Annotated in this window: 16 protein-coding genes; 14 read left to right on the plus strand and 2 right to left on the minus strand. The window is 48.3% G+C overall.

All coding sequences use genetic code 11. The features are described 5' to 3' along the window. The first annotated feature begins 5 nt into the window (after positions 1-5). From ACHZCY_RS18600 to ACHZCY_RS18650, 11 genes are all read left to right on the plus strand, one after another. A complete protein-coding gene (locus ACHZCY_RS18600; protein WP_319549943.1) occupies positions 6-755 on the plus strand; it encodes an isoprenyl transferase in 750 nt (249 codons plus the stop codon). Then, positions 752-1,549 (plus strand): phosphatidate cytidylyltransferase, encoded by a 798-nt coding sequence (locus ACHZCY_RS18605; protein WP_205220941.1) that lies wholly within the window; start codon positions 752-754, stop codon positions 1,547-1,549. The genes ACHZCY_RS18600 and ACHZCY_RS18605 overlap by 4 nt, the downstream gene beginning before the upstream one ends. Continuing rightward, positions 1,546-2,712, plus strand: coding sequence for a 1-deoxy-D-xylulose-5-phosphate reductoisomerase (locus ACHZCY_RS18610; RefSeq protein ID WP_205220942.1), 1,167 nt, complete (start codon positions 1,546-1,548; stop codon positions 2,710-2,712). Before ACHZCY_RS18605 ends, ACHZCY_RS18610 begins: the two co-directional genes overlap by 4 nt. Before the next feature lie 34 nt (positions 2,713-2,746). Then, positions 2,747-3,832, plus strand: coding sequence for an RIP metalloprotease RseP (rseP, locus tag ACHZCY_RS18615; protein WP_205220943.1), 1,086 nt, complete (start codon positions 2,747-2,749; stop codon positions 3,830-3,832). After that, entirely contained in the window at positions 3,817-4,539 is a 723-nt protein-coding gene (gene tsaB / locus ACHZCY_RS18620) for a tRNA (adenosine(37)-N6)-threonylcarbamoyltransferase complex dimerization subunit type 1 TsaB (protein WP_205220944.1), read from the plus strand. The genes rseP and tsaB overlap by 16 nt, the downstream gene beginning before the upstream one ends. 27 nt (positions 4,540-4,566) lie before the next feature. After that, positions 4,567-5,655 (plus strand): flavodoxin-dependent (E)-4-hydroxy-3-methylbut-2-enyl-diphosphate synthase, encoded by a 1,089-nt coding sequence (ispG, locus tag ACHZCY_RS18625; protein WP_319549944.1) that lies wholly within the window; start codon positions 4,567-4,569, stop codon positions 5,653-5,655. Positions 5,656-5,724: 69 nt separating this feature from the next. Then, complete coding sequence (locus ACHZCY_RS18630) at positions 5,725-7,440, plus strand: proline--tRNA ligase (protein WP_319549945.1); 1,716 nt, start codon at positions 5,725-5,727, stop codon at positions 7,438-7,440. A gap of 22 nt (positions 7,441-7,462) precedes the next feature. Next, the gene (locus ACHZCY_RS18635) at positions 7,463-9,625 is read left to right on the plus strand and encodes a RelA/SpoT family protein (protein WP_319549946.1); all 2,163 of its coding nucleotides are present in this window, start codon (positions 7,463-7,465) and stop codon (positions 9,623-9,625) included. Positions 9,626-9,643: 18 nt separating this feature from the next. Next, positions 9,644-10,096 (plus strand): hypothetical protein, encoded by a 453-nt coding sequence (locus ACHZCY_RS18640; RefSeq protein WP_319549947.1) that lies wholly within the window; start codon positions 9,644-9,646, stop codon positions 10,094-10,096. 77 nt (positions 10,097-10,173) lie between these two features. Further along, a complete protein-coding gene (rph, locus tag ACHZCY_RS18645) occupies positions 10,174-10,866 on the plus strand; it encodes a ribonuclease PH (RefSeq protein WP_319549948.1) in 693 nt (230 codons plus the stop codon). A 60-nt stretch (positions 10,867-10,926) separates the two neighbouring features. Beyond that, on the plus strand, positions 10,927-11,484 hold the full coding sequence (locus ACHZCY_RS18650; RefSeq protein WP_205220950.1) for a DUF2062 domain-containing protein: 558 nt from the start codon (positions 10,927-10,929) through the stop codon (positions 11,482-11,484). Between the two features lie 33 nt (positions 11,485-11,517). On the opposite strand, the gene ACHZCY_RS18655 is transcribed toward ACHZCY_RS18650, so the two are convergent. Together ACHZCY_RS18655 and rlmKL are read right to left on the minus strand one after the other, a co-directional pair. Continuing rightward, positions 11,518-12,057 carry an NUDIX hydrolase gene (locus ACHZCY_RS18655; RefSeq protein WP_319549949.1) on the minus strand — a complete coding sequence of 180 codons (540 nt, stop codon included), beginning with the start codon at positions 12,055-12,057 and terminating at the stop codon, positions 11,518-11,520. Beyond that, a complete protein-coding gene (gene rlmKL / locus ACHZCY_RS18660; RefSeq protein WP_205220951.1) occupies positions 12,038-14,266 on the minus strand; it encodes a bifunctional 23S rRNA (guanine(2069)-N(7))-methyltransferase RlmK/23S rRNA (guanine(2445)-N(2))-methyltransferase RlmL in 2,229 nt (742 codons plus the stop codon). Before rlmKL ends, ACHZCY_RS18655 begins: the two co-directional genes overlap by 20 nt. A 618-nt stretch (positions 14,267-14,884) precedes the next feature. Between rlmKL and ACHZCY_RS18665 the strand changes: the two genes are divergently transcribed. Genes ACHZCY_RS18665 through ACHZCY_RS18675 form a run of 3 tightly spaced genes read left to right on the plus strand, consistent with a single transcriptional unit; the run spans position 14,885 to position 16,670 of the window. Then, a complete protein-coding gene (locus ACHZCY_RS18665) occupies positions 14,885-15,268 on the plus strand; it encodes a permease (protein WP_232370838.1) in 384 nt (127 codons plus the stop codon). Further along, entirely contained in the window at positions 15,265-15,783 is a 519-nt protein-coding gene (locus ACHZCY_RS18670; RefSeq protein WP_205220953.1) for a permease, read from the plus strand. Before ACHZCY_RS18665 ends, ACHZCY_RS18670 begins: the two co-directional genes overlap by 4 nt. Positions 15,784-15,821: 38 nt before the next feature. Beyond that, entirely contained in the window at positions 15,822-16,670 is an 849-nt protein-coding gene (locus ACHZCY_RS18675) for an aldo/keto reductase family protein (protein ID WP_319549950.1), read from the plus strand. Positions 16,671-16,754: the final 84 nt, after the last annotated feature.

Consider the following 16,754-nt stretch of genomic DNA (forward strand, 5'->3'; position numbering starts at 1 on the left):
TAAAAGTGACTACTTCATCAAAATCGAACCTGGTACCACGCCACATTGCCATCATCATGGACGGCAACGGCAGGTGGGCTGAGCAGCGTAATCGCCCCCGTCTTTTTGGCCATAAAGCCGGCGTTGACTCAGTGAGAGAAATTGTCGAAGCCTGCCGGGAGCTTGGCGTCGAATATCTCACCCTGTATGCGTTTTCTACAGAAAACTGGAATAGGCCGCAAAGTGAAGTCTCAGGATTGATGCTTCTTTTGAAAACATATCTAATTGGAGAGCTTAAGAACATGCTCTCCAACGATATTCGATTGCGTTGCCTGGGCCAACAGGAGCGTCTCCCTCGAGAAGTACGTGAGGTATTGCAACAGACTGTAGAATCAACAGCCTCCTGTCAGACGATGAACCTGAATCTTGCTTTGAGCTATGGCGGTAGAATGGAACTTATTCATGCCATCCGGCAACTCGCAGGGAAATGTGTTGACGGCGATTTGCTTCCAGAGGAGATCAATGAACAGGTTCTCTCGGACCATCTGTATACCGCCGGACAAGTGGACCCGGATCTGGTTATTCGAACTGGTGGCGAGTGTAGACTCTCCAACTTTTTGTTATGGCAGGCATCGTATGCTGAGCTTTATTTCACTGATTTGAAATGGCCGGAATTCAAAAAAGAGCAACTCCTCGAAGCCATAGATGTTTTTAACCAAAGGCAGCGAAGGTTTGGTAAAACCGGAGCGCAACTGGATTTGGGGAATCAGAAATGAGTCGAGTCCTTCCCGGCGTCTTGATGGCTGCTTGCTGCCTGGCTTTGCTCGCTTGGGGATCTGTACTTCTTATTCAGACCATCTTTGTGCTGGTTGCGGCTTGCGGTCTGCTTGAATTTTTTCGAATGACATGCCCTTGGCTCAAAGGTCCTACCCTTTGCCTTACCATTTTGGTCGCTCTTGTTCCTGTCGGTTGTTCTTTTTTCGGTGCTATCGAATATGTTTTAGCAGGGGTTGTTGCCAGCCTTATAGGTACAGTGCTTATTGTCCTTAAAAAATACACTCACTTTGATAACGTGTATACGTACTTGAGCACCGTATTTTTCGGTACTTTTTATGTCTCTGCATTGCTAGCTCACCTTTCCCTTCTCAGTGGCGTCGAACATGGTGCATCCTGGCTTATACTTTTGCTTGCACTAACGGCCGGGTCGGATACAGGCGCCTATTATGTAGGCAAGACTTTTGGTAAGAAAAAACTTCTCCCCACAGTCAGCCCCAAAAAAACCATTGCCGGTGCCATAGGTGGTTTGAGTATCGGTACAGGAGTAGCTGTGCTCATTATGCTCCTCTTACCGCTTCAACTCCAGTTAAGTCGCCTTCTCCCTGCTGCTGCTGTGCTTATTGTTATCGGCATGATCGGTGACTTGGCTGAATCCGCCATCAAGCGATCCTTTCACGTCAAAGACTCAGGTACTATTTTGGCAGGTCATGGTGGTTTTTTGGATCGTATTGACAGTCTTTTGTTCGCCGGTCCGGTACTTTTTTATTTCGTCTGGTGGGGGTTACTGGGATGAAAACAATATCTCTCTTGGGATCGACCGGGTCGATCGGTAAAAACGTACTTGCCGTAGCTCGTCGTTTTCCTGAGCAATACCGTATAGCTGCACTAACAGCCGGCAGCAATATTCACCTCCTTGCCGAACAGGTTCGTGAATTCCAGCCGGAGCTGGTGTGTATCGGCAAAGAGGGGCTTGTTGACGATCTGACAGCCCTTTTGCCTGCAGATTTTCAGGGACGGATTATGAGTGGTAATGCCGGCAACTGTGTTGCCGCAGCTCTTGATTGCGTAGATATGCTTGTATCTGCAGTGGTTGGGAGTGTAGGGCTCTTGCCTGCGCTTGCCGCTATCGAAGCAGGTAAAGATATTGGGCTTGCCAACAAGGAAACTCTGGTTATGGCCGGCAGTCTCATCATGCAGCGGGCAAAAGAAGCGGGCGTTCGGCTTTTTCCCATTGATTCCGAGCACAGTGCCATCTTTCAAGCACTTGAAGCCGGGAGAAAACAAGATGTTAAAAAGCTCCTTTTAACCGCCTCCGGCGGTCCCTTCAGGCTCCTTGAAAAAGACAAATTGCATAAGGTCACCCCGGATCAGGCATTATCCCATCCCAACTGGGACATGGGACGAAAGATTTCCATAGATTCTGCGACACTTATGAACAAGGGGCTGGAGGTAATTGAAGCACGCTGGCTGTTTGATGTCACCCCGGACCAGATAGAGGTCGTTGTGCACCCACAGTCAGTGGTTCACTCACTGGTTGAATATCTGGATGGTTCTGTGGTTGCACAATTAGGTATCCCTGATATGCAGATTCCTATTGCCTATGCTTTGTCTTATCCGGAACGCTTAGATCTCAAACTCTCCCAACTGGACCTCATCCAGTGCGGCAAGTTAACCTTTGAAGCACCTGATGGTGGCCGTTTTCCTGCCCTGCAGATGGCCTATGATGCCCTCGCAGCAGGAGGGGTGCAACCAGCAGTACTCAATGCCGCCAATGAGGTTGCCGTAGATGCATTCCTTGATGGACGTATTGGATTTACTGCTATTACCAAGGTTGTGGCCATTGCCCTTCAAGAGGCTGCCTCTGGAGATGACATGAATCTCGATGCAATTCTCGCCGCCGACCATGAAGCTCGCCAGATAGCTTTGGATGCAATCGATCGCATCTGTAGCTGCTGATTTTCAGTACTTATTATTACACACATTTTTCCATATGAACTCCCTGTTTTCTCTTATACTTGTTCTAGGTATCCTCATTTTTGTTCATGAACTCGGTCATTTCCTTATTGCAAAGGCATTTGGGGTCAAGGTATTAAAGTTTTCTCTGGGGTTTGGCTCCAAGGTGGTGAGCCGTACCTGGGGGGAAACAGAATACCTTATCAGCGCTTTTCCTCTAGGCGGGTACGTGAAAATGTATGGTGAACATGTCGGGGACACTGTTAACAATCAAGAACAGCACCGTTCATTTGCTCATAAACCTGTCTGGCAACGATTCTGCATTGTTTTCGGAGGGCCGTTGTTTAACCTGTTGTTTGCTGTTTTCCTCTTTTTTTGCATGTTTAACTTTATCGGGTTACCGGAATCGGTTGACACAACGGTGATAGGCGAGGTTTCGGTTGACTCTGCAGCAGAAAAAGCAGGGCTGCAACCGGGGGACGATATCGTTTCAATCAATAGCCGACAGGTTCAATCATGGATGGATGTATCTGAGTTAATTAAAGCCAGTGGTGGCAATCCGGTGACCCTTGTCGTGAACCGCGAAGGAGAACAGCTGACCATTTCCGCCCAACCTGCAATGCAACAGGTAAAAAATTTGTTTGGCGAGGAAGTCGGTCAGCGGTATATGCTTGGCATTGTCCGTGACGAGATACTCGAATATACGGATGTTTCCTTGCTCGAATCCGGTAAAGCGGCATTCGTACAGACCTGGAACTTATCCTATTTAACCGTTATGGGGATCGTGAAAATGATCCAGCGCATTATTCCTGCCAGTGAACTTGGCGGCCCTATTCGTATTGCCGAAATTGCAGGCCAGCAACTGGAAGCGGGTTGGATGAATCTTGCTTATTTTATGGGGTTACTCAGTGTTAATCTTGGGATATTGAATCTACTGCCTATACCTGTTTTAGATGGGGGACATTTGGTTTTTTTAACCCTGGAAGGGATTCGTCGCAAACCACTCGATGACCGCACCATGGAAATCAGTCAGAAAATAGGGATTGCTCTGTTGGGAACGTTGATGGTTTTTGTATTTTATAATGACATAGCAAGGATCGTGCAACGTTGGCTGGCTCCCTGATTCTTTCCATCGAAACAGCCACCGGATGTGGCAGTGTTGCTTTAACATCCGGGAATATCTATGAAGGCCGTCTGGTAACCGAGTGTACCCATCGTCCTGATATTACCCATTCAAGACGCTTACTGGGAAGTATACAGCAGATAATGGTGACTGCAGAGGTCACTTGGGACCAACTCGACGCCGTAGCCGTCAGCTACGGACCAGGTTCCTTTACCGGGCTTCGCATAGGTATGGCTGCTGCTAAAGGGATAGCGATGGCCGCTGATATCCCGGTACTTGGAGTTGCCTCACTGGATGGACTCGCGGTGCAGTGTATGGAAACGACCAAACAGGTCTGCTGTGTTCTTGATGCACGGAAGGGACAAGTTTATAGCGCTTTTTACAGGTATGATTCCATGACACGAAGCATGCAACGACAAGGGGCAATCGAGGCCTTGACGCCCGAGGAACTGATGTTGCGGATTGACCAGCCCACTGTTTTAGGGGGGCCGGGGGGAAAACCGTATCAGGATCTATTTCTCTCCAAACCTATGGTGGAAGTGTTGCCTGATACATGTATACAACCGAGAGCCTCATTCATTGGGTTTCTCGGGGCCGAACAGCTTCAAAAAGGTGATATTCCTCCTCCAGATACGCTGACCCCATTGTATACTCGTGCGTCAGAGGCGGAAATAAATACCCAAAAAAAGAAAACCGGCAACCATTGAGCCCCTTTAGTTAAAAGGCTGTACCCTATGATTATCCGTAAAAAAACTCGTCAGATACATGTTGGTAATGTTGCCATTGGTGGTGACGCGCCCATCGTGGTCCAGTCGATGACCAATACAGACACCGCTGACGTGGAGTCAACCGTAGAGCAGATTCACCGTTTGCAAGATGTCGGTTGTGAGCTGATACGAGTGGCAGTTCCTGATGTCGATGCTGCCCGCGCTATTACCGAAATTCGTTCGCGGATTGCCATTCCTTTGATTGCAGATATCCATTTTGATTCCCGGCTGGCTGTCGAGGCACTTGAGCACGGTGCTCAGGCTATCCGAATTAATCCCGGCAACTTGGGAGGGGAAGACAAATTAGCCAGGGTTGTCGATGCCGCTAAATTGCATGGGGTTTCCATCAGGGTAGGAGTTAATTCAGGCTCCATTGAAAAAGATCTTCTCCAGCAATACGGATACCCGACCCCGGAAAAACCTGATGCCCTTATTCAGAGCGCATTGAGAAATGTCGCTCTTCTGGAAAAACATCGTTTTTTTGATCTGAAAATTTCCATAAAATCATCAGATACCTTGACAACTATCGCTGGTTACCAGCAGCTTGCTGCCGTCACTGACTACCCGTTACATGTTGGAGTGACAGAGGCAGGAGGTTTAATACCCGGGACCGTGAAATCAAGTGTTGCCTTAGGGATTCTTTTTTACGATGGTATTGGTGATACCTTTCGCGTGTCATTAACCCGTGATCCGATTGAAGAAATCAAGGTCGGTTACGAACTGCTTCGTTCGCTCCGTATCCGTGAACGAGGTCCGGAAATGATCTCTTGTCCAACCTGTGGCCGTACCCGGATAGATTTGTTCAGTCTTGCCGAAAAAGTAGAGCAGCACCTGCAGACCATGGAGAGTAACCTGAAGGTTGCTGTGATGGGATGTGTGGTCAACGGACCAGGGGAAGCAAAAGAAGCTGATATCGGCATTGCCGGTGGAAATGGGGTAGGTATCATTTTTAAAAAAGGCGAAATTTTAAAGAAATTACCGGAAAAAGAACTACTCCCTGTCTTTTTAGAAGAGCTTGATAAAATGGAACAGGAACGAAAACAAGAACAAGGTTGAACTGGTTCCTGACCCAAAAAGAATTTTTATATTTGTTGCTTGAACACCACCTAGTCCGGAGAACAATCCATGAGATATTCACAAATGTTATTGCCCACAACCAAGGAAACACCTGCTGAAGCTGAAGTCGTCAGCCACCAGTTACTGTTACGCGGGGGCTTTATCCGTAAATTAACCTCAGGAATGTATACGTATTTGCCGCTGGGGCTCCTTGTTCTCCAGAAGGTAACTGAAATTGTTCGCCAGGAGATGAACAATGCTGGAGCACAGGAAATACTGATGCCCATGGTCCAGCCCGGTGATTTATGGAAGGAATCCGGCCGATGGAAAAAATATGGGCCCGAATTGCTCCGCTTTCAGGATCGCCATGCGCGGGATTACTGCCTTGGTCCCACCCACGAGGAAGTCGTTACTGATATTGCCCGCAAAGAGCTGCACTCGTATAAACAACTCCCGGTGAATTTGTATCAGATTCAGACAAAATTCAGGGACGAAATCAGACCCCGATTCGGTTTGATGCGGGGCCGTGAATTTGTAATGAAGGACGCCTATTCTTTTGATGTGGATGATGACGCGGCCAGTAAAAGTTATGAAATCATGCGTGATGCTTACTACCGCGTCTTTGAGCGGTGCGGCCTCGATTTTCGGGCTGTGGAGGCAGATTCAGGTTCCATCGGGGGGTCTTATTCCCATGAATTTATGGTCCTGGCAGATACCGGTGAGGATACGCTGGTCACCTGCAAGTCATGCAGCTATGCGGCCAATGTGGAAAAGGCAGCCATTGCCCCGCCTGCAGAAGAAGCCTTCATTGTCCAAGATCTTCCCCAGATGGAAAAAGTAGCAACTCCTGGAACCAAGAAAGTCGATCGTGTAGCTGAACTATTGCAAATTAGTGCCAAGGATATTGTGAAAACAATGTTTTACCTTGCCGATGACGTGGTGGTTGCAGCCCTTGTAAGGGGAGATCGAGTGGTACAGAGCGTTAAATTGAAAAATCTGTTAGATGCCGACGATGTGGAACCGGTTGCCGAAGAAGAGGTCTGGTCGCGGACTAAATTGCCTGCCGGCTATCTTGGGCCGGTTGGACTGGAGATGAAGTTGGTGGCTGATCATGAGATTATGGGAATGGCAAGCTGTGTGACGGGTGCCAATGAAAAAGGACATCACTTGCAAGGGGTGGTCCCCGGGCGTGATTTTACCCCTGATATTGTAGGCGACCTTCGCCAGATAACCACCGAGGATAATTGTCCGCTTTGCGGGGGTGCTTTGGGATTGACCGAAGGAATAGAGGTCGGCCATATTTTTAAGCTGGGTACGGGGTACTCCGAATCCATGAACGCCACCTTCCAGGATAACGAAGGAGGTGAACAGCATTTTGTGATGGGGTGTTACGGTATCGGAGTTAGTCGTGTCGTAGCTGCAGCCATAGAACAAAATCATGACCGGAATGGGATTATCTTTCCTGTTCCCATGGCTCCCTTTCAGGTAATTGTCCTTAACCTCAGTCTCAAGAATGAGGGGACTTGCAAAGCAGCCGAAGACCTGTATCTTAACCTCAAACAGCAGGGATATGATGTCTTGTACGATGATCGTGATGAAAGACCTGGTTCCAAGTTCAAGGATGCAGATCTAATAGGTATCCCTTTCCGAGTGACAGTAGGCAAGACCTATGAAAAAAATGGTGAGGTCGAGGTCCTTATCCGTAAGGACGGAACAACTGCAGCCATACCCTATCCTGAGGCTGCCGAGTATGTTGGCCAACTTATTCAAAAGGGCCTGACTTGAGTTTTATCACAGGGGAGGGAGCATGACCAATATCAATAACCTACTTTCACTCACTGCCGGTTATCTGCACGATGTAGACCTGACTCCGCTGAAAAACGCCTATGCGTTTATCTGCGAACGGCATGGGGACCAGAAACATGCCTCTGGAGAGCCCTACATACAGCACCTGGTTGAAGTCGCATCCAGCCTGGCAGCGATGAAATTGGACCTTGATACGGTCGTTGCCGGATTGCTCCATGGGACCTTAAAGGAAGAAGTCGCTACTCTGGCGGAATTGGAAAAAAAGTTTGGTCAAGATGTCGCACATATAGTTGATGGCGCTACCAGAATTACCCACGTACGGTATAATTCAAAACTTGCCCATCAGGCGGAGAATATCCGTAAGCTGCTGCTGGCCATAGGGGCAGATATACGGGTACTGCTGGTTAAACTTGCAGATCGTCTGCAGGACATGCTGATCATGGATTCCGTAGACGAGGAAATACGTCGTCACAAGGCCCGTGAGACCATGGATCTGTATGCGCCTCTTGCCAGTCGTCTCGGGATTGAATGGCTGAAGCGCGAGCTGGAAGACCTGGCTTTCAAGTATCTTTTTCCTGCCGAGTATGAAGACCTTACCAGGCATCTGGAAAGTACTTTTGAAGAGCGACAAGCCTATGTAACAGAGGTTATCAATATCCTCTACGACAAGCTGAAGCATAATCGGGTATATCCTGTCCGGATTATTGGACGTCCCAAGCACATTTATTCTATTTATAAAAAGCTTGTTGTGCAGAAAATACCACTGGAGAGGGTGTACGACAAGGTTGCCTTCCGTATCATTGTCCGCACAGTAAAGGAGTGCTATGAAACACTCGGTACCGTGCATGGTGAATGGACTCCGGTCCCCGGCCGGATTAAAGATTTTGTCAGCGCACCAAAATCCAATAATTACCAATCATTGCACACAACCGTAGCTGGTCCCCATGGGCATTTTATCGAGATCCAGATTCGTACCGAAGAAATGGATAAGGTCGCCCAGGAAGGTGTTGCTGCCCATTGGGCTTATAAAGAAGGGCAAAAGATTTCAGGTAGCGATGCTCGGCTTTTCCAGGATTTGAAAAAGTTGGTGCAAACGCTGCAAGATGTTGAGGATCCAGGCGAATTTATGGAATCCGTTCGCGGGGAACTGTTTGAGCCTGATGTCTATGCATTGACACCCACCGGAGAGGTGCGCGAGCTCCCTCGTGGCTCTACCCCCATTGATTTTGCCTATGCAATCCACACCGCAGTGGGAGATACCTGTGTTGGTGCGAAAGTAAACGGGCAGATGGTCCAGCTGAAACAGGAACTGCAAAGTGGTGATATCGTAGAGATATTAACCAAGAAAGAGCAACATCCAAAGCGCGCCTGGCTACAGATTGTTAAAACATCACGGGCAAAAACAAGAATACGACAGTGGCTACGACGTGAAGAGCGAGAACGTTCTCTCAAGCTTGGTCGTGAAATTTGTGAAAAAGAACTCAGGAAATATAATATTTCCATCCGTGGATTGGTTAAAGGTGGTCATCTGCGTCTGCTTTTAAAAGATCTGCGTTGCATCTCCCTTGATGACCTGATGATCAAGGTCGGCTCAGGCGGCATTACCATACCCCAGTTGGTACGATCCCTTCAACCAGAGGAGTTTCGAGAGGCTGAAGAGAAGCGCAGAGAAGCGGAAATGCTTGAGCGTGCCCGTCGGGCAGAGGAAAACAGAGCACAGACTCCCGCAAAGGAATCGATCGATATTGATGGTGTAGATGACATGCTGGTTAAAATCAGCCAGTGTTGTCGTCCTATTCCTGGTGATAATATTATGGGCTTTATAACCACAGGTTCCGGCATTTCTATTCATCGCGCAGATTGCCCCAATCTTCGTGCCACTGATCCCTCCCGTTGGATAGATGTGAGTTGGTCAGGAGCGTTAAAAACCACGCATCGCACGGAACTTTTCATCAAAGCGGAAAACAGGAAAAGTATTCTCGCTGAGGTGAGTGGTACTATTAGTTCTGATGATGCTGATATTGTCGAATTGACCGCCCGGACAAATGTAGAAAATATTGCTGAGATCAAGGTAGTCATTGAGATTGTAGATCTCAAGCAGTTGCAGATATTACAACAACATCTACAACAAATGCCTGAAGTGATCGAGGTTCGCAGGGTTTGATAACCGGCCTTTTTGAGTATGGCTTTTACAGTAATCTGCGAAGTTTGCGGCAACTCTATTAAACCGACGGAAAGTATCTGTCCTTTTTGTCAAACTCCCTGCGTTGTTTTGACAAAACAAACCGGCGGTGTGCTGCATCGCATTATTAATTTGGAAAAGGGAATGCCGCTTGTTGAGCAGGCACTTGAACGGCTGCGCAACGAGCTTTTTTTCAGCGGGCGACAAGGGATAAAGGTTATTACCTTGATCCATGGATACGGCTCTTCCGGCAAGGGTGGCGGCATTCGGCGTGAGGTTCGTCAGTATCTCAGATACCTTCAACATCAGCACCAGATTAATGATATGATTCCAGGGGAAGATTTTTCCCGCAACTCCGGCCGTGGCCGCCAGTTGCTCCGCCGCTTTCCCTTTCTTGCCGACCATCGCGATCTCAATCGAGCTAACCCGGGGGTAACTCTGGTCATCTTGTAGCATTACCGGGTACCCGAAAGGATGTTCCATCCTGTAAAAATTCCAGAATACAATATGCATGTAGTGGAGGTAGGTTTATGCAAGAGCGTCCTATAGACAGTTTACGGACTTTTTCCGTGGAGTACGATGTACAGCCCCAAGCCGAGGGGTCTGTGTTGATGCGAATGGGGAACACCCATGTATTATGTGCCGTATCTGTCGAAGCCAAGGTACCTTCTTTTCTTGCTGGGAAAGGGCAGGGGTGGATAACTGCAGAATATGGCATGCTTCCGCGCGCTACCCATACTCGAGGTCGACGTGAGGCTGTTTCCGGTCGATCAGGAAGGACCTATGAAATCCAGCGCCTTATCGGTCGATCTTTGCGGATGATGGTTGATCTCAATGAGTTGGGTGAATATACCTATAGGGTAGATTGCGATGTAATCAATGCTGACGGAGGCACTCGTTGCGCATCTATTACCGGTGGAGCACTGGCACTTCGTCAAGCCATTGAAAGCATGGTTGCCCAGGGGAAAATAGCTACCTTGCCGGAGATCCTTCCGGTAGCTGCGATAAGCGTGGGGGTTATTGGCGATGAAGTGGTACTCGATCTAGACTATGCTCTGGACTCCAGCGCCGATGTTGACGCCAACTTTGTGATGTGTGGCGATGGTCGCTGGATAGAGATCCAGTCTACTGCTGAAGGGCAGCCCTTTGCACCGGAATTATTTCCACAAATGGCTGCATTTGCGACCAAGGGTGTCAACGAATTGCTGACACTCTGGAAATAAAAAAGGAGTCTGACTGGGGTGGACCCCTCAGCTTTCAGAGGTTGGGAAGGAAAAAAGTGAATGAAGACAAGTAACGGCGGCCGCGAGCCGGGAGTACCCAGGAAGAACCTGCTTTTTAAGCTTAGGCCGGTTCTGCGCTGGATAATCAAACTTCGTGGTTCCACAACAGCCATTGCCGGCGGTTTTGGTCTGGGCACCTTTATCGCCTTTACGCCGACTATCGGGGTGCAGGTCGTACTGGCATTGTTTGTGGCAACCTTAATCAATGTGAATCGTGTTACTGCCGTCGTTCCGGTCTGGATAACCAACCCGGTGACCATGGCACCGCTATATACCTTTAATTATTGGCTCGGTTGCCTCTTCCTGGAGGGACCGCCTGTTAAGGAAGTTTCCAGTAAGCTGATTGAAATTACCAAGAAGTTGGCAAGTTTTGATATCTTCGAGATCCATGCCCAGGTTATGACATTCATGCATTTGGGCAAGGACATTATAGCTCCCTTGATTCTTGGCAGCATCCTGGCTGGAGCGGTGAGTGGTGCTGTGGTCTATTTTTTGAGTTTTAAGCTGCTGGAAATATTAAAACGCAGAAAGGGATGGAGGAAAAGGAAACAGGGATAAAAACATACTGAACACAGCTCCGTATGCTTCAGCTCACCTGTTGCTCATTTTTTTAGGATTGCGTAATGCCGGAATACGTTTCAGGAGCGGCATGCTGTCCGGTGTAAATGGTTCCCGCTCGTGGAGAGACTCTATATCACTGAGTGGGATGAAGTGACCATGTTCAATTTCCTCTTTTTGGAGGACAAACGGGCCGTTGTGGGTACAGGAGAATACCCGTCCCCAAACTCGATTGGAACTGTCCTCAAAATACTGGTCAAACAAATGCTGGAGGGGACCGGCAGTCACCCCCAGCTCTTCTGCTAGTTCTCTGGCTGCCGCATCCTCGTAACTTTCTTCGGCCAGCACAATCCCTCCAGCGGCAAGATCCCAGTAGCCGGGATAAATATCCTTGGTCATAGTCCTTTTTTGAATAAACAGGCAGCCCGCCTCATTAAAGACAAGAATATACGCTGCTCGGTGAATAAGTCGCTGCCGGCGCATCTCTCCGCGGGTGGCGCTTGTTAGCGGAACATCGTTTCTGTCAACAATCTGGATGCGTTCCTGCGAAGGATTATAATCCTGATTCGACACTGTCGTTTTCTTCCTCCTGGTGATGAGTAAATGTCCAGCACCTATGGATTGGCGACTTACGCGAAAAATCAAACGGCAGGGTCTGCTCGGTTATGTCCTTGACCTCAAAATCCTGAGACAGTGTTTCTGCGAGCTTGAATTTTTTGGAATTGGTTGAAAAAAACAGCACCCCTGTGTGCGATAGTCGCTGCATGGCAAGTTGCAGCAGTTCTTCATGGTCGGTCTGGATATCAAAGGTCTGTTGACGGTGCCGGGCATTGGAGAAGGTCGGCGGATCAACAAAGATGACGCCGTACCGGCTTCTTTCCGTTTTTAACCACTGCATACAATCTGCTTCTATTGTCTGGTGGAGGATGGACCCATACCCATTAAGGGATAGATTTGCCCTGGCCCGGTTGAGATAGATCTCCGAAAGATCAACCGTGGTAGTTGCGGATGCTCCCCCGTGGGCGGCAAAGACCGTTGCCGATCCGGTATAGCCGAAGAGGTTGAGAAAACTCTTGCCCTGCGCTTGTTCGGCGATCAGGCTGCGGGTGATACGATGGTCAAGAAAGAGCCCGGTGTCCAGGTAGTCAGTAAAGTTGACAAGAAAACGGCAACCACCTTCTCTTACTTCATAAAGCGGTGCGGCTTTGTTGCTTTTTTTCTGTTGATGATCCTTTTTCTGGTACTGTTCTTTTCCTTTTTGTTTTTTCCTGGTCTTTATGAAGATGCGACTGCGAGGTACGTCCAGTACCTCACGGATGGTCTGCATGGCCAAAGTGAACCTTTCAGCCGCCTTTTCCGGATCAACCGATGGTGGAGCCGCATATTCCTGTACATGGACCCATTCTTCGTAGATATCAATGGCGACGTTATATTCAGGGATATCACGGTCATAAAGACGAAAGCAGCTAATCTTCTCTTTTTCCGCCCACGGGACAATGGTTTGGAAATTTTTGCGAAGGCGGTTTGCAAAGTCTAGTGCCTGACAATCTTCCGCCGGTTCTGCCGGGTGCCACTCCAACTGGGGGCGTTCGGGAAACGGTTCATGATCACCAACCAAAAGTTGACACCTGATAGGGCCATTATACAATTTATGGCGCTGTTGCCATTGGATGGTTGTCATTTCGGCCAGGTCGGGATTACCGGTGAAAAAGGCTATCTGCCATCCCTTGAATTCGTTGCGGAAGCGTCTGCCGAAAAAACGGTAAAGGTATTTGACAGCCAGTTTATCAGAGAGTCGGTCACCATACGGAGGATTGGTGATCATGCATCCCCTTGGACCCGGGCAATGGAGGTGGGCAGCCTGACGGTGGCGAATGGTAATAAACTCGCGCATTCCGGCCGCGATAACATTTTGCCGTGCCGCGGCAATGATCCGTGGATCTGCATCGTAACCGATAATCTGCGGCAGTTTGCGAAGGGCGCCCTCATCTTCCTGCTCCAGAGCCTCGTTGACCAATAGCTCCCAGAGGCGGCGATCATGCTTGAGCCAGGACATAAACCCAAAGCGTTTGCGCAGGAGTCCTGGAGCTGTATTACTGAGCATCAGTGCCGCTTCAATCAGCAAAGTCCCGCTACCGCACATGGGATCAAGCAAGTAGCTGTCTTCATCGAGTTGCTCGACAAACCCGGAAAGGTGTACAAGTGCTGCAGCCAGTGTTTCTTTAAGCGGTGCCTCGCCGCCGGTTGTTCGGTAGCCGCGACGATGAAGACTGTCTCCAGAGAGATCGAGAGACAGTGTTGCATGGACGCCGTTTACATGGAGGTTAAAGCGTACCTGTGGTTGATAGGCGTCAATGGTTGGCCGCTTGCCGAAACGTTTTCGAAATTGATCAACTATGGCATCCTTGACCCTGAGTGAGGCGTACTGACTGTGGGTAATTTTTGCATCCACCAGAGTCGTAAACACGGCAAAGGTAGTGTTTTGGTCAAAATGTTCGTCCCAGAGGACTTTGCCCACACGTTCGTAAAGGATGTCGGTGTCCGGTGCATCGAACTTGGCGATCTGGAGGAGAATGCGCGAGGCAAATCTGGACCAGAGGCAGGCACGGTAAGCAGACTGCAAAGAGCCGGACCACGAAACCGCTCCGGGAGTAATCGTTACCTCATTACCACCAAAGGAAATGATTTCTTCTTGAACAAGAGACTCAATACCTGCCCCGCAGGTAGCAACGAACTGCATGGGGGCTTTTTGGGATTTTCTTTTTTTTCGTACAATAGCCATAGAATTGTGGAGGAGCTTTAACAGATGACAGTGAATTAAGGATACCTACCCGATATGTGCTGGAATGAGTGATCTGTAGGTGTCCTGTAATGAATATATATGAGATGTAAAGAGGGATTCTGAAGTATTTTTGATGTAGAGAAACACCTTAAAGGATTTAACCGATCATCACAATCGAAAAGGTGACTATCTCAAGCCCGGCAGCGGTTGGGAGCACTATTTTTCCAGGTTATAAATGTCGGTTATTGGTGCTCATGAGGCCGGATATTGCTCTGATGGGGGCTACATACGTTCTGGAGCGTGTCTCAAAGGGGCCATATCCGTAGGTGAACGTATCGATAATATAGCTTCTGCAGGCTTTTGATCGGCTTTTTCTGGGTTGATATTGTCTGTAGAAAAGAAAGTGATAGCAGTTAGTTAGCGTCGAGGATATAGTGTCGGTTATGGGTATGAGTTGTATGAGAGCTGCTTCGGGAGACATGTGAGTCTGTTCTCTTGGTAGCCATAACATTATTGAAAGCGCGGGATGGCGCATAATTGCTTGGTATGGAAAAAGGTCAAAAAAAAGGGAATTCTCCTCCTCAGTCTTTTTTAGAGGCATTGAAAAGAAGCGGTCTTATGTTTTTATCCATCACACCTATATTGCTGGGGGTGATCGGCCTTGTCGGGCTTATGCAAACCTATGTTACTCCACAGATGCTGACAGCTTTTTTTTCCGGTAACCCAATGTTCGATACCCTGATCGGCACCCTTGCCGGTTCTGCTGCTTCCGGGAATGCGATGATGAGCTATATCATCGGTGGTGAGCTGCTGGGAAAAGGGATTTCACTCTATGCGGTAACTGCCTTTATTCTCTCCTGGGTCACCCTCGGCTTTGTTCATTTGCCAGCTGAGGCAGAGATACTTGGGGTGCGTTTTACCTGGTATCGTAATGTACTGGCCTTTTTGGGTACAGTCCTCATTGCCTTGGCCACCGCCTTGACTATGGGGGTGCTTGCATGAAAGAGCAAACGCAGCCTTTTACGTTGCGCGGGAAATATTTTTTTCTTGCCGTTGTGTGTGTATACCTCATTATGTTTGTTTGGGACTTCTCTTCTGCACGAGTCGCATTATACAACGGGTTGCATTCATTGGTCAAAATAGTACCAATTTTTGTAGTTGTTATCGTCTGTACTGCAGCAATAAATGCCGCATTGCGACCTCGGCAGATCGTAAAACATCTTGGTAGAGAGAGTGGGTATAAAGGATGGTGTCTTGCGCTCCTTGCAGGTGTAATAAGCCACGGACCTATGTATGCCTGGTATCCCATGATAGAAGAATTACGCCGTCATGGAATGCGTGACCGGCTGATTGTGACTTTTTTTTATAGCAGGGCCATTAAATTACCGTTGCTGCCCCTCATGGTTGATTATTTTGGTTTACTTTTTACATGTATACTATCCTTCTACATTTTGATTGGGGCACTGTTGCAGGGAGCTTGTTTTTCTGTATTGGCAGGGAATGCTTCCCGGGAGTGAGCAAAAAATAATTTTTTAGAGTTTTCAGGAGGGACGTAATGGCATCTCAGCAAGGAGAGAATACCGCTTCCAGAGCGATAATGCCCCCAATTATTTACGGCACAGCCTGGAAAAAGGAACAGACTGCAGACTTGGTAGAGCAGGCTGTACGTTCAGGGTTCAGGGGGATTGATACCGCATGTCAGCCAAAGCACTATAATGAAAAGCTTGTCGGGGTTGCTCTGGACAGGGTGCGAGAAAGAGGAATTGAGCGTGAAGCATTGTTTTTACAAACTAAATTTACTCCCCTGGCAGGACATGATCCGCACAACATTCCTTATGATAAAAATGCTTCACTGGAACAACAGATTGCGCAGTCTTTTGCCGTCTCGTTAGATAACCTGCAAACTCAATATATCGATGCGTTACTTTTACATTCACCTTTTGGACCATATTCTGCATTGATGAACGGCTGGAGGGCGATGGAGGCAATCCAGCAATCCGGTGGAGCCCGTCAGCTCGGTATCTGTAACTGCTATGACCTCACCCTGCTCAAGGCATTGTATGCCGATGCAGCGGTGAAACCTACGATTGTTCAAAATCGATTTTACCGGGAAACAGGATTTGATGCCGCTCTTCGTCGCTGGTGTGATGAAAAGGGGATTGTTTACCAGGGGTTTTGGATTTTGACGGCCAACCCCCATATCCTTGCAAATACAATGATTCAGACCATGGCAGGGAAATATGGGAAAACAGAGCCTCAGCTTTTATTTCGCTATCTCAACCAGCTCAATGTTGTACCGCTTACCGGTACCTGTTCTGTTGAGCACATGGAACAAGATCTCAATATTTTTGATTTTACACTGACTGATGAAGAACTGGAGCTTGTCCGTTACCTGCTGACGTAAGTTGTTTTTAGCAGATCGTATCCGGCCGTTTTTTGCGTAGCTGCTGCGAATCTGATAAAAAGACAGCCGAGCAGAAGTAATCTG

It is taken from the genome of Desulfogranum marinum (genome assembly GCF_963675105.2).
Classification (GTDB): Bacteria; Desulfobacterota; Desulfobulbia; order Desulfobulbales; family Desulfobulbaceae; genus Desulfogranum; species Desulfogranum marinum.

What these genes read in the sequence shown, in the direction of transcription:
- ACHZCY_RS18665 (WP_232370838.1), top strand. Translation starts at nt 14,885, where the DNA reads ATGTTTTTATCCATCACACCTATATTGCTGGGGGTGATCGGCCTTGTC.
- ACHZCY_RS18675 (WP_319549950.1), top strand. Translation starts at nt 15,822, where the DNA reads ATGGCATCTCAGCAAGGAGAGAATACCGCTTCCAGAGCGATAATGCCC.
- rph (WP_319549948.1), top strand. Translation starts at nt 10,174, where the DNA reads ATGCAAGAGCGTCCTATAGACAGTTTACGGACTTTTTCCGTGGAGTAC.
- ACHZCY_RS18670 (WP_205220953.1), top strand. Translation starts at nt 15,265, where the DNA reads ATGAAAGAGCAAACGCAGCCTTTTACGTTGCGCGGGAAATATTTTTTT.
- ACHZCY_RS18650 (WP_205220950.1), top strand. Translation starts at nt 10,927, where the DNA reads ATGAAGACAAGTAACGGCGGCCGCGAGCCGGGAGTACCCAGGAAGAAC.
- rlmKL (WP_205220951.1), bottom strand. Translation starts at nt 14,266, where the DNA reads ATGGCTATTGTACGAAAAAAAAGAAAATCCCAAAAAGCCCCCATGCAG.
- ACHZCY_RS18640 (WP_319549947.1), top strand. Translation starts at nt 9,644, where the DNA reads ATGGCTTTTACAGTAATCTGCGAAGTTTGCGGCAACTCTATTAAACCG.
- ACHZCY_RS18610 (WP_205220942.1), top strand. Translation starts at nt 1,546, where the DNA reads ATGAAAACAATATCTCTCTTGGGATCGACCGGGTCGATCGGTAAAAAC.
- ispG (WP_319549944.1), top strand. Translation starts at nt 4,567, where the DNA reads ATGATTATCCGTAAAAAAACTCGTCAGATACATGTTGGTAATGTTGCC.
- rseP (WP_205220943.1), top strand. Translation starts at nt 2,747, where the DNA reads ATGAACTCCCTGTTTTCTCTTATACTTGTTCTAGGTATCCTCATTTTT.
- ACHZCY_RS18630 (WP_319549945.1), top strand. Translation starts at nt 5,725, where the DNA reads ATGAGATATTCACAAATGTTATTGCCCACAACCAAGGAAACACCTGCT.
- ACHZCY_RS18635 (WP_319549946.1), top strand. Translation starts at nt 7,463, where the DNA reads ATGACCAATATCAATAACCTACTTTCACTCACTGCCGGTTATCTGCAC.
- ACHZCY_RS18605 (WP_205220941.1), top strand. Translation starts at nt 752, where the DNA reads ATGAGTCGAGTCCTTCCCGGCGTCTTGATGGCTGCTTGCTGCCTGGCT.